This is a genomic window from Solwaraspora sp. WMMA2065 (genome assembly GCF_030345075.1).
In the GTDB taxonomy this organism is placed as follows: domain Bacteria; phylum Actinomycetota; class Actinomycetes; order Mycobacteriales; family Micromonosporaceae; genus Micromonospora_E.
Genome location: NZ_CP128361.1, coordinates 4,712,260 through 4,726,042 on the forward strand (window position 1 = coordinate 4,712,260; position 13,783 = coordinate 4,726,042).

A 13,783-nucleotide genomic window follows, 5' to 3' on the forward strand; every position below is an offset into this window, starting at 1 on the left:
GTCTCGTCATCAGATCATTTCGCCGTCAGGCTGCAGCCGTCAGCAGGCCGGTTATCCGGTCGTTCAGCTGTGCGACCTGAGCATCAGCCAACAGGGCCGGCGTGAGTTGGCGCTGGAAGCCCTGCACCTTCCGGCCCAGGTAACCGACGGAGTGGGTCTGCTCGGCGATGCCGACAGCTTCGCTGCCGTACCGGAGCATCCGATCGATGTCGGTACGTTGAGCGCTCAGCAAAGCAAGATCGGCCAGGATGCCACCCCGACGACGCGGCGACATCGTGCCGTCGCTGGCCGCAAAGAGCGCACGCTCGGCCAGATCGACCTGCCCCAATGCAAGGTGACAGGCGCCTCGCTCCTCACATATCCGGCTTCCATCGAAACGCAGCCAGCCACCAGGACTGGCCGGGCCGTTGAGACCGTGCACCTGCTCAGCGGTATCCAAGGCGTGTTCGCAAGCTTCCCGGTCGCCCAGTCCTGCGAACGCCTGAGCCTGCACAGCTGCGACCCAATGGCGGGTGGACAGTTGACTATCGCCACGTTGGGCGATCCGTGCTGCGGCGTCGAGCACGGTCACGGCCCGGCTGTACTGCTGGTCGTACAGGTTGACGAACGCCTGCCGGGTCAAGGCGCAGGCCCAGCGGTCGTAGGAACGCGACTCACGACCCGCCGACGCCGCCAACGAGTAACAATGTGCGGCCTCGGCGTACTGGTCGGCGTCGAAAAAGATCTCGCCCGCCAGTTGGAACAGGTCGCATGCCAGCACGCACAGCCTGCGGTGCTCGGCCCCCGTAGGTGCCCGGTCGAGCCGGTCGACCAGCACGGCGGCCTGCTCCTGGACCAATGGGTAGACGAGGCGCTTGGGCCTGGTCAGCCCGAAGACCTGCCACAGGTGGGCGTTGAGTTCTGCGTATTGATCCAGGTCACCGGCCTCATGAGCCAGGGTCGCCGGAAGCAGAGCCGCCCCGTGGCTTCCAGTTGGTAGCGCCGTGAGGGCGCCCGCGACGCTTATCAGGCGGAGAAGTTCGCGGCGATGCATGTCGTCGAGTACACCTGTCGGCTCTGACCGTACCGGAACCGGGCCGGCGGCGGTTGGTCGAGGTGTAGGAACAGGAGGAGACAGGTCCTCGTCCCCACCCATTAGCCAGTGGTCGAGCTGCTCTGCCGTTACCTCCAGGATCTTGCACAGCTTCAACCGCGTATACGGATAGGGGGTGGTGACGCCGTGTTCGAGTCGGGCGATCGTCGTACGGTCCACGCCGATCTTCTCGGCGAGAGTCTCCTGGCTGAAACCGAGCGCCTTCCGACGCTCGACGAACCGGCGGCGCTTGACTGCCACAGGCACCTCCGTCCTTTGGGACTCCCGTTCCAGCGTACGGGAGGCTGCGCTTGACTGAGCCGTCCGTCGCCCCCAGATGCGTCACAGATGCCTCGGAAGCACCCGGGCTCCGTGTCGTGCCGACGGGTTTCAGAGGCGGCGGATCACCAGCCCTGGCTTGACGTCCGAGGCAGCCGACAGGTGCGCGATGTCCTCCGGGTCGCTGGTGAAGACGATCGCGCCGCAGGCAAGCGCGATGGTGACCACGCTGGCGTCGACCACGTCACGCGTACCGGCCTTCCCGCACAACACCCCGGCCGATTTGGCCAGTTCCAGACCGACTGGAACGATTTCGCAGCTGCTCAGGAACCGTCCGAGCTGGACCTGCCGGCGGGCATCTCGCCAGGCCTGGCCGACCACGACGGAAGGGACGAGCAGACGTCGCCCTTCCTCGACGGCCAGATGGTGTATCGCCCAGATCCGTCGGTTATTGCTGCCGATCGCCAGCAGCACCCCTATGTCGTAGACGTAGGGGATGGTCACGCGGCGGCCCGGCCGGGCGCGCTGAGCGCCTGGGCGTCGGCGGCAGCCATCTCCGCGCGTGCCGCAGCAATCTCTTCTACGGTGAACGCACCGTGCTCGGCCTGCCAGTCGGCGACCAGCCGCCGCCCGACCCGCCGCCGGAGCTCACTTTCCGCAGCGCTCGCCACCAGCCGCGACAGAGGGACGCCATCCTCGCGAGCAGCCTCGCCGAGCGCCTCGACCAGTTCCTCGGGGAGGGTCACAGTCACCTTCTTCGCCGCCACACATACACCATACAGCGATATGGCGGCGCCTGAGGCGAGTGCTGCCGCCCTCCCGGCCGGTTCGGCACCTGCGAACCGGGGCAGGATGGGGTGCATGGGCAGGGCGAACGAGCGACGCAGCGTGCTGCGAATCGACGTCGGCGGCGGGCCGACCCGGCGGGTCCGTCGGATGGACACCGTCGCCGGGGAGGAGCCGCTGGAGATCCGGGTCGGCCCGGCCGGTGCGGCGCGGCGTCCCCCGCTGGCCGTCACCATGCGTACGCCGGGAAACGATATCGACCTCGCGATCGGCTTCCTGCTGACCGAGGGTCTGATCGGGGTTGCCGAGGACGTGGTGACCGCCCAGCTGTGCGCCGGCACCGACACACCGAACACGTACAACGTGGTTGACGTGACGCTCGCCGGGCATGTTCCGCCGCCGCAGACCGACCCGTCCCGCAACTTCTATACCACCAGCTCATGTGGGGTCTGCGGGAAGGCGAGCATCGACGCCGTCCGCACCCGGTCCCGGTTCGACGTGGCTGCCGACCGGGCCACGTTCAGCCCGCAGACCCTGGTCGGCCTGCCGGACCAGCTGCGCGCCACCCAGCAGGGCTTCGACCGCACCGGTGGGCTGCACGCCGCCGGCCTGTTCACCGCCGACGGGCAGCTCCGGGCGGTACGCGAGGACGTCGGCCGGCACAACGCCGTCGACAAGCTGATCGGCTGGGCGGCCCGGAAGGACCTCCTGCCGCTGCGCGGTCATCTGCTCCTGGTCTCCGGGCGGGCCAGCTTCGAGCTCACCCAGAAGGCGTGGATGGCCGGCATCCCGGTGCTCGCGGCGATCTCCGCGCCGAGCAGTCTGGCGGTCGCCCTCGCCGAAGAGGCGGGGATGACCCTGGTCGGGTTTCTGCGCGGATCGACGATGAACGTCTACGCGGGCACCGACCGCCTCACCGACTGAACCGGACGTGGTCGACGCTGCCGTTCGCCGTACGACCCGCCGGACTCCGCGTGCCCGATAGGTTCACGTCTGTCGCCGGTTCTCCTGGATCCAGCGCTCGACGTCCGACTTCAGCCCACACCGGACCCATTGCGAGGGCTGTGGTCGTTCAAGGTCAAATCCAGCTGGTGCCCGGAATGCCGGCGTACGACGTCAGCAACTCGGCTACCGGGTCATCCGGCACGGCTCACCCTGACCGGCGCACCCCGACACTCACGATGCCGGGATCACCATGATCAGTTGAAGGTGAGATACCTTTCCCGTCGGCTGAAGGTATCTCACCTTCAACTCGCGGCGTCAGCGATCCGCGAAGCCGGGGAGCAGAGGATCTGTGTCGTCGGCTCCGTACACCTCACTTGCGGACGTACCCGGACGTGTACTGCGACCGCACGGCCAACGGCGCGCACTCGTGACGCGCGCCGCGTTTTCCCCGCAAGATCCCTGCCGTGTCTATGCTCGGCCCTGAACAGCGCAGACAGCCTCAGATCGGAGACGGGGACATGCAGGTCGCCGAAGTCCTGGAGGTGCTCGAAGCACTGTTCCAGACCAGCAGGCACCCGGAGATCACCGACGTCCGTCGGTACGGGCAGGACACCGAGCCCGGCGGCAATTCGCCAGCCGGGGTACGGGTCTACTACTCGACGGGATCGACCGGGATGCTGTGGGCGGCCGTCGGCAAGCCCGCACCGGCACCGGCGTCGTTGCCGGCCGAGATGCCCGCACCTCGCGAGCGGGCGCGTCGCACGCTCGCGTTCGCCGTCCAGCTGCTGGACTTCGCCCGACCCGAGGAGTTCACCTCGTGGGAGCCGTGCGCTTTCACCGGGGTGCACAGCTCCCCGTCCGGGGTGAAGATCACCTGCCGGGACGGCGGCGCCGTCTTCCTCCGGGCGACCGCCACCACCGGACCGGGCGGCATCGCAGGCGAACCGCAAGAAGACCCGTACCCGGACTATCAGATTCCGGAAGGAGTCCGTTCATGGCGCCAGGAGGTAGGTGCTCGGTCTGCGGTCAGCAGGTGACCACCGCCCCCGGCCAGCCCGCACCGCTGCACCAGGGCCCGGGGAAGCCGAACCAGATGTGCCGGATCGGGGCAGCCTACGTCCTGACACCGGCGCGACCGCGGAAGACCCCGGGGCGAGCCCGGGGTCTTCCGCATCATGCCCGCGCGGTGGCGGGTTCACGGGCGGCGTCGGCCGGCGGGGCGGGCCCGGTCGAGCCGCTCGCCGCTGGGTCGACGGCGTGGGCGGGTGTCGGACCGGCCCTTACGCCCGCTGCGGTCCGGCTTGGGCCATGGGCCAAGTGCCGCCGGCGGAATGCCACGAACCAGGACGTCGTCCATCAGTTTGGCCATCGAGTAGCCGGGTTCGACGTCGAGCGCCCGGTCGAGGGCAACCCGGGCCAGGGCTCCGTTGCCGGCCCGCCAGGCGGCGAAGGCCAGCAGGCTGGCCGGCCCGGCGGCAAGCTCCGGCTCGGCCCGGCGGGCGATGTCCTGCCAGAAGGTGACCTGCCACAGCTCGTCGGTGACCCGCTCCCAGGCGTAGTCGCGCACCTCCAGGTCGGTCAGCAGCAGACTGAGCCAGGCGATGTCCTCGTCGGTCGGGGCGATGCCCCGGCCCTGCCGTTCCAGCAGCATCCGTACCGTTTTCTCTCCGGCCCGGCGCAGCGTGCGGGCACCGAGCAGGTCGGCCGGCGGGGCGTGGTCGACCAGCGCGGAGCGGCGGGTCCGGGCGCGTTCGGTGGCGGCCCGCATCGCCGCCCGGGCCGGGCCGGTGACCGGTTCCACCTGGCGACGCAGCGCGGCCCGGTCGGGCAGGGCGACCTGCCCGGCGACGGTGGCCGCGACCGCGACCGGGTTGATCTCGGCGTCGAACCGGTGGCCCTCCGGCGGGCAGCAGGTCGGATCGTCGCAGAAGGAGGACCAGTAGCGACCGTCGGCCACCCGCAGCGCGTCAAGCAGCACGGTGCCCTGTCGGCGCAGCGCGTCGGTGGTGTCCCGCAGGACCGGGTCGACGGTGTCGGCCGGACCGTAGCCGAGCACGACGGCGGCGCTGACCTGCTGACGATCGACGATGGCGGTCAGCTGGGCGGTTGCCGCCGCGCGGACGTCGGCCGGGACCGTGGCGTCGGGCAGGTCGGCGCGGGCGGCGATGACGACCGTGTGGTCGCGCATCCCGACCACCACCACGCTGTCGGCGGGGTGGAAGCCGATCAGGTAGGGCACGGCGGCGATCAGGTCGGCGGGTTCGCGGACGGTGAGCGCGGCGCCCTGAGACGTCCCGGCGGCCGGGTCGGGAACGGAATCGGGGGCGGGTACCGGTTCGGTAGGTGTCATGCCGGAAACTGTCGCGCCGGACGGTGACCGGTTGTGGCCGTCCCGACCCGACCTGTGGACGACACGCCAGGTTATCCACAGGCACGCAGAGTAGTTTCCCTGGTGACGGCGTTTCTGCTCACCACTGGTTGCGCCACTGAGCTGGACGGCAGGCGGCGCGGGTTACCGTGCCGCCATGGATCTGGCGTACCTGCGGGCCCACCCGGAACACCTGCCGACCTTCCTCACCCATCAGCGGATCCGGGAGACGCCGGTCTCTGGCGGGTCGATCTGCGCGGCGAGCCGGCTCACCCTCGACGACGGCAACTCGGTGTTCGCCAAGTCCTGGCCGGAGCGGTCCGCCAGGCCGTTGCCGGACGGCCTGTTCGCCGCCGAGGCGGCCGGGTTGCGTTGGCTGGCCGCCGCCGGCGGGGCACCGGTGCCGGAGGTGCTGGTGGCGCTGCCGCAACTGCTGGCCCTGGAGTGGGTCGAGCCGGGCGACGCGGACCCGGCCGCCGCCGAGCGGTTCGGCCGGGAGCTGGCGATCACCCATCGGGCCGGCGCGGCCGGGTTCGGGGCGGACTGGCCGGGGTTCGTCGGCGCGCTGCCGCAGGACAACGAACTGGTGACCGACCGACCCTGGTCGGCCTGGTTCGGGCAGCGCCGGCTGCTGCCGTACCTGCGGATGTCGGTCGACAACGGCGCGCTCACCGCCGCCGAGACCGGCCTGGTCGAGCAGGTGGTCGACAACATCGACGGGTACGGCGGCGACGAGCCGCCCGCTCGGATCCACGGCGACCTGTGGCCCGGCAACCTGCTCTGGGGTGCGGACGGGCGCTGCCGGCTGGTCGACCCGGCGGCGCACGGCGGGCACCGGGAGACCGACCTGGCGCAGTTGGCGCTGTTCGGCGGCGCCCCGCACCTGGATCGGATCCTCGACACCTACCAGGAGCAGTGGCCGCTGGCCGACGGGTGGGCGGCCCGGGTGCCGGTGCACCAACTGCACCTGCTGCTGGTGCACACCGCCCTGTTCGGGGCGGCGTACCGCTCGGCCGTCGCGGACGCGGCCCGCGCCGCGCTGCGGTCCTGACGCACCGGCGCGCTACGGTCGGCGCATGGCATCGAGCGCACGGCCCGCCGACGGCCGGCTCACCGATCGGTACGGGCGGGTCGCCACCGACCTTCGGGTGTCCCTGACCGACCGGTGCAACCTGCGCTGCTCCTACTGCATGCCGCCGGAGGGTCTGCCCTGGCTGCCCAGCCCGGACATCCTGACCGACGACGAGGTGACCCGGCTGATCGGGGTCGCGGTGTGCCAGCTCGGGGTGACCGAGGTGCGGTTCACCGGCGGCGAGCCGCTGCTGCGCCCCGGGCTGACCCGGATCGTCGCCGCTGCTGCGGCGCTGCGGCCCCGACCGGTGCTGTCGTTGACCACCAACGGGATCGGTCTGGACCGCTTGGCGCCCGGCCTGCAGGCCGCCGGCCTGGACCGGGTGAACGTATCGTTGGACACCCTCGACCCGCAGCGGTTCGCCCAGTTGGCGTACCGCCGGCGGCTGCCCGACGTGCTCGCCGGGCTGGCCGGCGCGGCGGCGGCCGGGCTGACCCCGGTCAAGATCAACGCGGTGCTGCTGCGCGGGGTCAACGACGACGAGGCCCCGGCGCTGCTGCGGTACGCCCTGAACCGCGGCTACGAGCTGCGCTTCATCGAGCAGATGCCGCTGGACGCGCAGCAGTCCTGGGACCGCGACCGGATGGTCACCGCCGCCGAGATCCTCGACCGGCTGCGGTCCGAGTTCACCCTGCTGCCGGATCCCGCCGAACGGGGTGCCGCACCGGCCGAGACCTGGCTGGTGGCCGGCGCCGAGCGGTCGGACGGCAGCCCGGCCAAGGTCGGGGTGATCGGCACGGTGACCCGGCCGTTCTGCGGTGACTGTGACCGGACCCGGCTCACCGCCGACGGGCAGGTACGCGACTGCCTGTTCGCCCGGAAGGAGTCGGACCTGCGTGGCGCGTTGCGGTCCGGGGCCGACGACGACGAGTTGGCGCAGCGGTGGCGGCGGGCGATGGCCGGGAAGCTGGCCGGGCACGGCATCGACGATCCGACGTTCCTGCAGCCGGCCCGGCCGATGTCGGCGATCGGCGGCTGACCGTGGGCGACCCGACACGGGATGGAGCCGAGCAATCGGTGACGGTGCGTTACTTCGCCGGGGCGCGGTCGGCGGCCGGGCGGACCACCGAGTCCGTTTCGGCCGGGCTGGACCGGGCCGGGCTGGTGGCAGAGCTGACCGGTCGGCACGGCGACCGGTTGGGTCGGGTGCTGGCGGCGGCGAGTTTCCTGGTCGACGGCGTCGTCTGGCATGATCGTCACACACCGTTGCCGGCCGGTGCCACGGTCGACGTGCTGCCACCGTTCGCCGGCGGCTGAGGAGGACCGCGTCCGTGCTCGCCGTACTCGGGTTCGTCACAACGCTGACCCTGATCACCGGCCTGATCCACGGTTACCTGTGGTGGCGGCTGGTCCGGGACACCACCCGGCCGGGGCGGTGGCGACGGGCCGGCACGCTGCTGGCCGTCGGGTTGGCGGTCCTGGTGCCGGTGACGATGGTGAGCACCCGGTCCGCCGGGATGTCCTGGCTGGCCTGGCCCGGCTACGTCTGGCTGGCGGTGATGTTCTACCTGCTGGTCGTCCTGCTGGTGCTGGAGCCGCCGATGCTGGTGGCCCGGCTGGTCGGCCGGGCCCGCAGCCGCCAACTGAGCAGGGTGGGCACGGTGCCGGTGACCGTACCGGCCGAGACGTCCGCCCCGCCGCCGGCCGAGCTGCCCGGCGGCCGGCCGGCCGACGACTCGGTGCCCGACCCCGGCCGACGGCTGTTGCTCGCCCGCAGTGCCGCAATCTTCGCCGGGCTGACCGCGACCGGCGTCACCGGCTACGGCATCCGGACCGCTCTCGGCCCGCCCCGGCTGGACCGGGTGCAGGTGCCGATCGCCCGGCTGCCCCGGGCCATGGACGGCCTGCGCATCGCCACCGTCTCGGACATCCACATCGGCCCGCTGACCGGGCCGGCGCACACCGCCCGGATCGTCGAGCTGATCAACAGCCTGGACGCCGACCTGGTCGCGGTCGTCGGCGACCTGGTTGACGGCACCGTCTCCGAGCTCGGCGGCACCGCCGCCCCGCTGGCCGACCTGCGCGCCCGCTACGGCAGCTTCTTCGTCACCGGCAACCACGAGTACTACTCCGGCGTCGAGGAATGGGTCGCCGAGGTGGACCGGCTCGGCCTGCGGGTGCTGGTCAACGAACGCCGGGAGATCGTCACCCCGGGCGGGGTGCTCGACCTGGCCGGGGTGAACGATCCGACCGCGGAGACCGCGCGGCCGGCCGGGCCGACCGCCGCCGGGTCCGGGCCACTGGCCGGCCCGGACTACGACCGGGCGCTCGGCGACCGGGACCCGGACCGCCCGGTGGTGCTGCTCGCCCACCAGCCGGTGCAGGCCCACGAAGCCGCCCGCTACGGCGTCGACCTGCAACTGTCCGGGCACACCCACGGCGGTCAGATCGCCCCGTTCAACCTGGCGGTACGGCTGGTGCAACCGGTCGTCTCCGGCCTCGCCACGGTCGACGGCACCCAGGTCTACGTCACCAACGGCGCCGGGTTCTGGGGTCCGCCGGTGCGGGTCGGCGCGCCGCCACAGGTCTCCCTGGTCGAGCTGCGCAGCGAGTAGGAGCGCAACGGGTCAGCCGGCGGCGAGTGAGAGTCACGTCTCGCGGGTTTCCGCGCGTGGCGACACGCCGGGCGGCCCGGTCACATGACAGGATGCGGCGTGCCCCCGTACCGCGCCGTGCCCTCTCCCGGCTCCGCCACGGGACCCGGGCCCTTCATCGCCGACCTGCACATCCACTCCCGGTACTCGCGTGCCTGCAGCCGGGACCTGAACATGTCGAACCTGGCCTGGTGGGCCCGGCGCAAGGGCGTCAGCCTGCTCGGCACCGGTGACTTCACCCACCCGGCGTGGTTCGAGCATCTACGGGAGTCGCTGCGCCCGGCCGAGCCGGGCCTGTACCGGCTCAGCCCGGAGGCCGAGCGGGACGTCGCCCGCCGGCTGCCGTCCCGGCTGGCCAGCGAGGCCGAGACCAACCCGGTGCGGTACATGCTCAGCGTCGAGATCTCGACGATCTACAAGCGCGGGGACCGGACCCGCAAGGTGCACCACCTCATCTACCTTCCGGACCTGGACGCGGTGGCCCGGTTCAACACGGCGCTGGGCCGGATCGGCAACCTCGGCTCCGACGGCCGGCCGATCCTCGGGCTGGACTCCCGCGACCTGCTGGAGATCACCCTGGAGGCGAGCGCGGACGGCTACCTGGTGCCGGCGCACATCTGGACGCCGTGGTTCTCCGCGCTCGGCTCCAAGTCCGGCTTCGACGCGATCGCCGACTGCTACGCCGACCTGGCCGGGCACATCTTCGCCGTCGAGACCGGGCTGTCGTCGGATCCGGCGATGAACTGGCGGGTGTCCAGCCTCGACGGCTACCAACTGGTGTCGAACTCCGACGCGCATTCGCCGCCGGCGCTGGCCCGGGAGGCCACCGTGCTGGACAGCGCGCTCGACTACTACGCGGTACGTGAGGCGCTGCGCACCGGCGACGGGCTGGTCGGCACCATCGAGTTCTTCCCCGAGGAGGGCAAGTACCACGCCGACGGGCACCGCAACTGCGGCGTCAACTGGGCCCCGGAGCAGACCCGACAGGCCGCCGGTCGCTGCCCGCAGTGCGGCAAGCCGCTCACCGTCGGGGTGCTCAGCCGGGTCGAGGATCTCGCCGACCGGCCGCACGGGCACCGGCCGGCCAACGCCAAGCAGGTCACCCACCTGGTGGCGCTGCCGGAGATCGTCGGTGAGATCAACCGGGTCGGTGCCCGGTCGAAGACCGTCGAGGGCCAGGTGGTCAACCTGGTCGCCGCGCTCGGCCCCGAACTGGACATCCTGACCAAGGTGCCGGTGGACGACATCCGGCGGGTCGGCGGCGAACTGCTCGGTGAGGCGATCACCCGGCTGCGTCGCGGCGAGGTCCGCCGGGTGCCCGGCTACGACGGCGAGTACGGGGTGATCACCCTCTTCGCGCCCGGGGAACTGGCCGCCGGCGGTGGTGCCGGTCAGCCGGAGGCGCTGTTCGACGTACCCGTGCCGGCGCAGCGCCCGGCCGACGGGCCGATGGCCGCCGACGAACCGGCACCGGCCGGTGTCCGACGCGGCGGACAGTCCAGGGCCGGGACCGGACAGTCCAGGGCCGGGACCGGACAGTCCAGGGCCGGGGCCGGCCGGTCCGGTTCCGGTGGGCGGCCGACGCGGCCGGGCCGGTCCGGGCGGTCCGGGCAGGAGCCGGCGGCACCGCCGATCCCGCCGCCACCGACGCCGTCGCCGCACGAGCCGTTCGAGCCGATGCTGGCCGGCATGGAGGAGGTCGGCACCGGACTGCTGGACCGACTCGACGCGATGCAGCGGGTCGCCGCGTCCGCGCCGGGCGGGCCACTGCTGATCGTCGCCGGGCCGGGTACCGGCAAGACCCGGACGCTCACCCACCGGATCGCGTACCTGTGCGCCGAGCTGAACGTCTTTCCGGAGCGCTGCCTGGCGATCACCTTCACCCGCCGGGCCGCCGAGGAGCTTCGCCACCGGCTCGACGGACTGCTCGGCCCGGTGGCCGAGGACGTCACCGTGGCCACCTTCCACTCGCTGGGGTTGACGATCCTGCGGGAGAACCCGAAGGCGGCCGGGTTGCCGGCGACGTTGCGCATCGCCGACGACACCGAGCGGGAGCTGGCCCGCGCCGAGGCTGGCGAGGACGACGCCACGTACGCCAAGCTGCTGCGCGCGGCCGGCCTGGTCGACCTGGACGAGCTGGTCACCCTGCCGCTGCGGCTGCTGCGCGAGGACCAGAAGCTGGTGGCCCGCTACCGGGACCGCTGGCGGTGGATCTTCGTCGACGAGTACCAGGACGTCGATGCCGACCAGTACGAGCTGCTGCGGCTACTCAGCCCGGCGGACGGCAACCTGTGCGCGATCGGCGACCCGGACCAGGCAATCTACTCGTTCCGGGGGGCCGACGTTCGCTACTTCCTGCGCTTCTCGGAGGACTTCGTCGACGCCCGGCTGGTCCGGCTGGCCCGAAACTACCGGTCGGCGGCGCCGATCCTGGCCGCCGCCGTGCAGGCCATCACGCCCAGTTCGCTCGTCCGCGGCCGGCGGCTGGAGCCGGCCCGACTCGATCCGCAGGCACCGCTGATCGGGCTCTACCCGGCCGGCACGGCCGCCGACGAGGCGACGTTTGTGGTGCGTACGGTCGACGAACTGGTCGGCGGGATCTCGCACCGCTCGTTGGATTCCGGGCGGATCGACGGGCAGACGTCGTCGGTGTCGTTCTCCGACATCGCCGTGCTGTACCGCACTGACGCGCAGTCCGGCCCGATCGTGGACGCACTGACCCGGGCCGGTGTCCCGGTGCAGAAGCGGTCGCACAACCGGCTGCGGGACCGGCCGGGGGTGACGGCGATCGCCCGCGAGCTACGGCACGCCGGTGGCGGGCTGGACGGTTCGCTGGCCGCCCGGGTCCGGCTCGCCGGGCAGGTGCTGGCCGACCGGCTCACCACGCCGACGCTGGACCTGCCAGCCGGGCCGCAGCTGTCGCCGCCGGACATCTGGTCTGCCGTGGAGTTGCTCACCCCGCTGGCCCGCCGCTGCGGCGACGACCTGCCGATGCTGCTGTCCCAGCTGGAGACCGGCGCCGAGGTGGACGCGCTGGACCCACGGGCCGAGGCGGTGACCCTGCTCACCCTGCACGCGGCGAAGGGCCTGGAGTTTCCGGTGGTCTTCCTGGTCGGCTGTGAGGACGGCCTGCTACCGCTGCGCTTCCCCGGTGCTACGCCGACCGACGACGACGTCGCCGAGGAGCGGCGGCTGTTCTTCGTCGGCCTGACCCGGGCCCAGGACCGGCTCTACCTCTCGCACGCCCGCCGCCGGGTCCGGCATGGCAGCGAGCGGGAGACCCGGCCGACGCCGTTCCTGGACGCGATCGACGCGGGGCTGTTCGACCGGCTCGGCGACGAAGGGCCGCGCCGTCCCAAGGACCGCCAGCTGCGCCTGCTGTAGGGGCTGGTCAGACCGCCGCCGGCCCGGTCACTCGCGACCGCCGGACCTGGTGCAGCGTCGGACCATCATGCGGTTGGCCGACGGTTGGCGCGCTTCGGGGAGGTGAGCTGCTGGGGTGCTCACGCTACGGTGACGTCTGTCATCGCCGACCCGAGCGGACAGCCGGGGCCGGAACCGCCGCGCAGGAGGACAGGAAATGTCGCAATACGGACCGCCCGGCGGGCCGTACCCGGGTGAGCAGCCAGACCGGTGGCCCGAGCATCGGCAGCCGTCGGAGCCGTACCGGGAGCCGTCCGATCCTTGGGGCGGACCGCCTGGACCCTGGGGTGACGCGCCTACCGAGGCACCAGGCCAGCAGTGGCACGGCGGCGCACAGCCGGACTGGCCGACCGGGCAGCCTCCGCCCGCCGCTCCCGACTGGCAGGGGTACGGGCAGCACACGTCGGCCGGCGACCAGAGCTGGCATTCGCCGACCCAACCTGCCCAGCGCTGGGCCGGGGCCGACGACCAGACGTGGCAGCAGTCCGGCGGTGACCAGCCGTGGCAGCAGCCGGGCGGGGGTCAGCCGTGGCAGCAGCCGGGCGGGGGCCAGCAGCCGTACCCCGACGGCGGCCAGCAGCAGCCGGGCCCGGCACCAGCGTGGGAGCCGGCTGCAGAGCCACGCCGTTCCGGGCGTGGTGGGTTGAGCGGTGGACTGCTCGCCGTGTTGATGGGTCTGACGGTGCTGCTCTGCGGCGGCGGCGCGGCCGGCATCTACGTTCTGACCCGCGACGAGACGCCGGACACCGGGGTGGAGTTGACGGCACCGACCTCCGAGCCGGACGCCGCACCGTCCGCAGCCCCGTCGGAGCAACCCGAGCCGACGGCTGAGGCCGACCAGCCGAGCCCCACTCCGACACCGACCTCGTCGAACGACGCCCGGTTCGTCGACGTGGGGCAGTGTGTCCGCAACGATGCCGAGGCGGAGGAGGAGACGCCGGTGCTCACGATCACGGATTGTGACCCCGGCGCGTACGAGGTGCTCGCCCGCTTCGATGGCGTCACCGACGGCGAAGACGACGCGAAGACCAAGTGCGCGGACGTCGAGGGCTATACCAACTGGTACTTCTTCAACAGCCAGCTGGACGCCCTGGATTTCGTGCTCTGTCTCAGGCAGCGGTGAACTGACCGGTGAGGCTGCCGCCGGATGGCAGCCGTTGGTTACCGTTCCGGTAGCACAGTTG

The 13,783-nt window shown here is 72.0% G+C and carries 12 protein-coding genes; 8 read left to right on the forward strand and 4 right to left on the reverse strand.

Annotation, left to right across the window (positions count from 1 at the left end; all coding sequences use genetic code 11):
- Positions 1 to 25: 25 nt before the first annotated feature.
- From O7610_RS21500 to O7610_RS21510, 3 genes are all read right to left on the reverse strand, one after another.
- Positions 26 to 1,333 carry a helix-turn-helix transcriptional regulator gene (locus O7610_RS21500; RefSeq protein ID WP_281552298.1) on the reverse strand — a complete coding sequence of 436 codons (1,308 nt, stop codon included), beginning with the start codon at positions 1,331 to 1,333 and terminating at the stop codon, positions 26 to 28.
- A 129-nt stretch (positions 1,334 to 1,462) separates the two neighbouring features.
- Positions 1,463 to 1,825, reverse strand: coding sequence for a type II toxin-antitoxin system VapC family toxin (locus tag O7610_RS21505; RefSeq protein ID WP_289211703.1), 363 nt, complete (start codon positions 1,823 to 1,825; stop codon positions 1,463 to 1,465).
- Positions 1,826 to 1,851: 26 nt separating this feature from the next.
- Positions 1,852 to 2,118 (reverse strand): YlcI/YnfO family protein, encoded by a 267-nt coding sequence (locus O7610_RS21510; protein WP_282233099.1) that lies wholly within the window; start codon positions 2,116 to 2,118, stop codon positions 1,852 to 1,854.
- A 94-nt stretch (positions 2,119 to 2,212) separates the two neighbouring features.
- On the opposite strand from O7610_RS21510, the gene fdhD reads away from it, so the two are divergent.
- Together fdhD and O7610_RS21520 are read left to right on the forward strand one after the other, a co-directional pair.
- A complete protein-coding gene (fdhD, locus tag O7610_RS21515) occupies positions 2,213 to 3,061 on the forward strand; it encodes a formate dehydrogenase accessory sulfurtransferase FdhD (protein ID WP_289211704.1) in 849 nt (282 codons plus the stop codon).
- Positions 3,062 to 3,600: 539 nt separating this feature from the next.
- Positions 3,601 to 4,119 carry a hypothetical protein gene (locus O7610_RS21520; protein ID WP_281552302.1) on the forward strand — a complete coding sequence of 173 codons (519 nt, stop codon included), beginning with the start codon at positions 3,601 to 3,603 and terminating at the stop codon, positions 4,117 to 4,119.
- A 158-nt stretch (positions 4,120 to 4,277) separates the two neighbouring features.
- Here the strand turns inward: O7610_RS21520 and O7610_RS21525 are convergent, their stop codons facing one another.
- Positions 4,278 to 5,432, reverse strand: a complete 1,155-nt coding sequence (locus O7610_RS21525; protein WP_289211705.1) for a DUF4192 domain-containing protein — start codon at positions 5,430 to 5,432, stop codon at positions 4,278 to 4,280.
- Between the two features lie 175 nt (positions 5,433 to 5,607).
- Between O7610_RS21525 and O7610_RS21530 the strand changes: the two genes are divergently transcribed.
- The 6 genes from O7610_RS21530 to O7610_RS21555 all read left to right on the forward strand — a co-directional run bounded on the left by O7610_RS21530 (position 5,608) and on the right by O7610_RS21555 (position 13,722).
- On the forward strand, positions 5,608 to 6,501 hold the full coding sequence (locus O7610_RS21530; RefSeq protein ID WP_281552304.1) for a fructosamine kinase family protein: 894 nt from the start codon (positions 5,608 to 5,610) through the stop codon (positions 6,499 to 6,501).
- 25 nt (positions 6,502 to 6,526) lie between these two features.
- Complete coding sequence (gene moaA / locus O7610_RS21535; RefSeq protein WP_289211706.1) at positions 6,527 to 7,561, forward strand: GTP 3',8-cyclase MoaA; 1,035 nt, start codon at positions 6,527 to 6,529, stop codon at positions 7,559 to 7,561.
- A gap of 38 nt (positions 7,562 to 7,599) precedes the next feature.
- A complete protein-coding gene (locus O7610_RS21540) occupies positions 7,600 to 7,839 on the forward strand; it encodes a MoaD/ThiS family protein (protein ID WP_475049752.1) in 240 nt (79 codons plus the stop codon).
- 14 nt (positions 7,840 to 7,853) lie between these two features.
- The gene (locus tag O7610_RS21545; RefSeq protein WP_281552306.1) at positions 7,854 to 9,137 is read left to right on the forward strand and encodes a metallophosphoesterase; all 1,284 of its coding nucleotides are present in this window, start codon (positions 7,854 to 7,856) and stop codon (positions 9,135 to 9,137) included.
- Between the two features lie 99 nt (positions 9,138 to 9,236).
- Entirely contained in the window at positions 9,237 to 12,560 is a 3,324-nt protein-coding gene (locus O7610_RS21550; protein ID WP_475049749.1) for a UvrD-helicase domain-containing protein, read from the forward strand.
- Between the two features lie 196 nt (positions 12,561 to 12,756).
- The gene (locus tag O7610_RS21555; protein WP_281552308.1) at positions 12,757 to 13,722 is read left to right on the forward strand and encodes an LppU/SCO3897 family protein; all 966 of its coding nucleotides are present in this window, start codon (positions 12,757 to 12,759) and stop codon (positions 13,720 to 13,722) included.
- The last annotated feature ends 61 nt before the right edge of the window (positions 13,723 to 13,783 follow it).

Excerpts from the sequence above, each read along its gene's own strand:
- O7610_RS21555 (WP_281552308.1), top strand. The coding sequence starts at position 12,757 with ATGTCGCAATACGGACCGCCCGGCGGGCCGTACCCGGGTGAGCAGCCA.
- O7610_RS21530 (WP_281552304.1), top strand. The coding sequence starts at position 5,608 with ATGGATCTGGCGTACCTGCGGGCCCACCCGGAACACCTGCCGACCTTC.
- fdhD (WP_289211704.1), top strand. The coding sequence starts at position 2,213 with ATGGGCAGGGCGAACGAGCGACGCAGCGTGCTGCGAATCGACGTCGGC.
- O7610_RS21525 (WP_289211705.1), bottom strand. The coding sequence starts at position 5,432 with ATGACACCTACCGAACCGGTACCCGCCCCCGATTCCGTTCCCGACCCG.
- moaA (WP_289211706.1), top strand. The coding sequence starts at position 6,527 with ATGGCATCGAGCGCACGGCCCGCCGACGGCCGGCTCACCGATCGGTAC.
- O7610_RS21520 (WP_281552302.1), top strand. The coding sequence starts at position 3,601 with ATGCAGGTCGCCGAAGTCCTGGAGGTGCTCGAAGCACTGTTCCAGACC.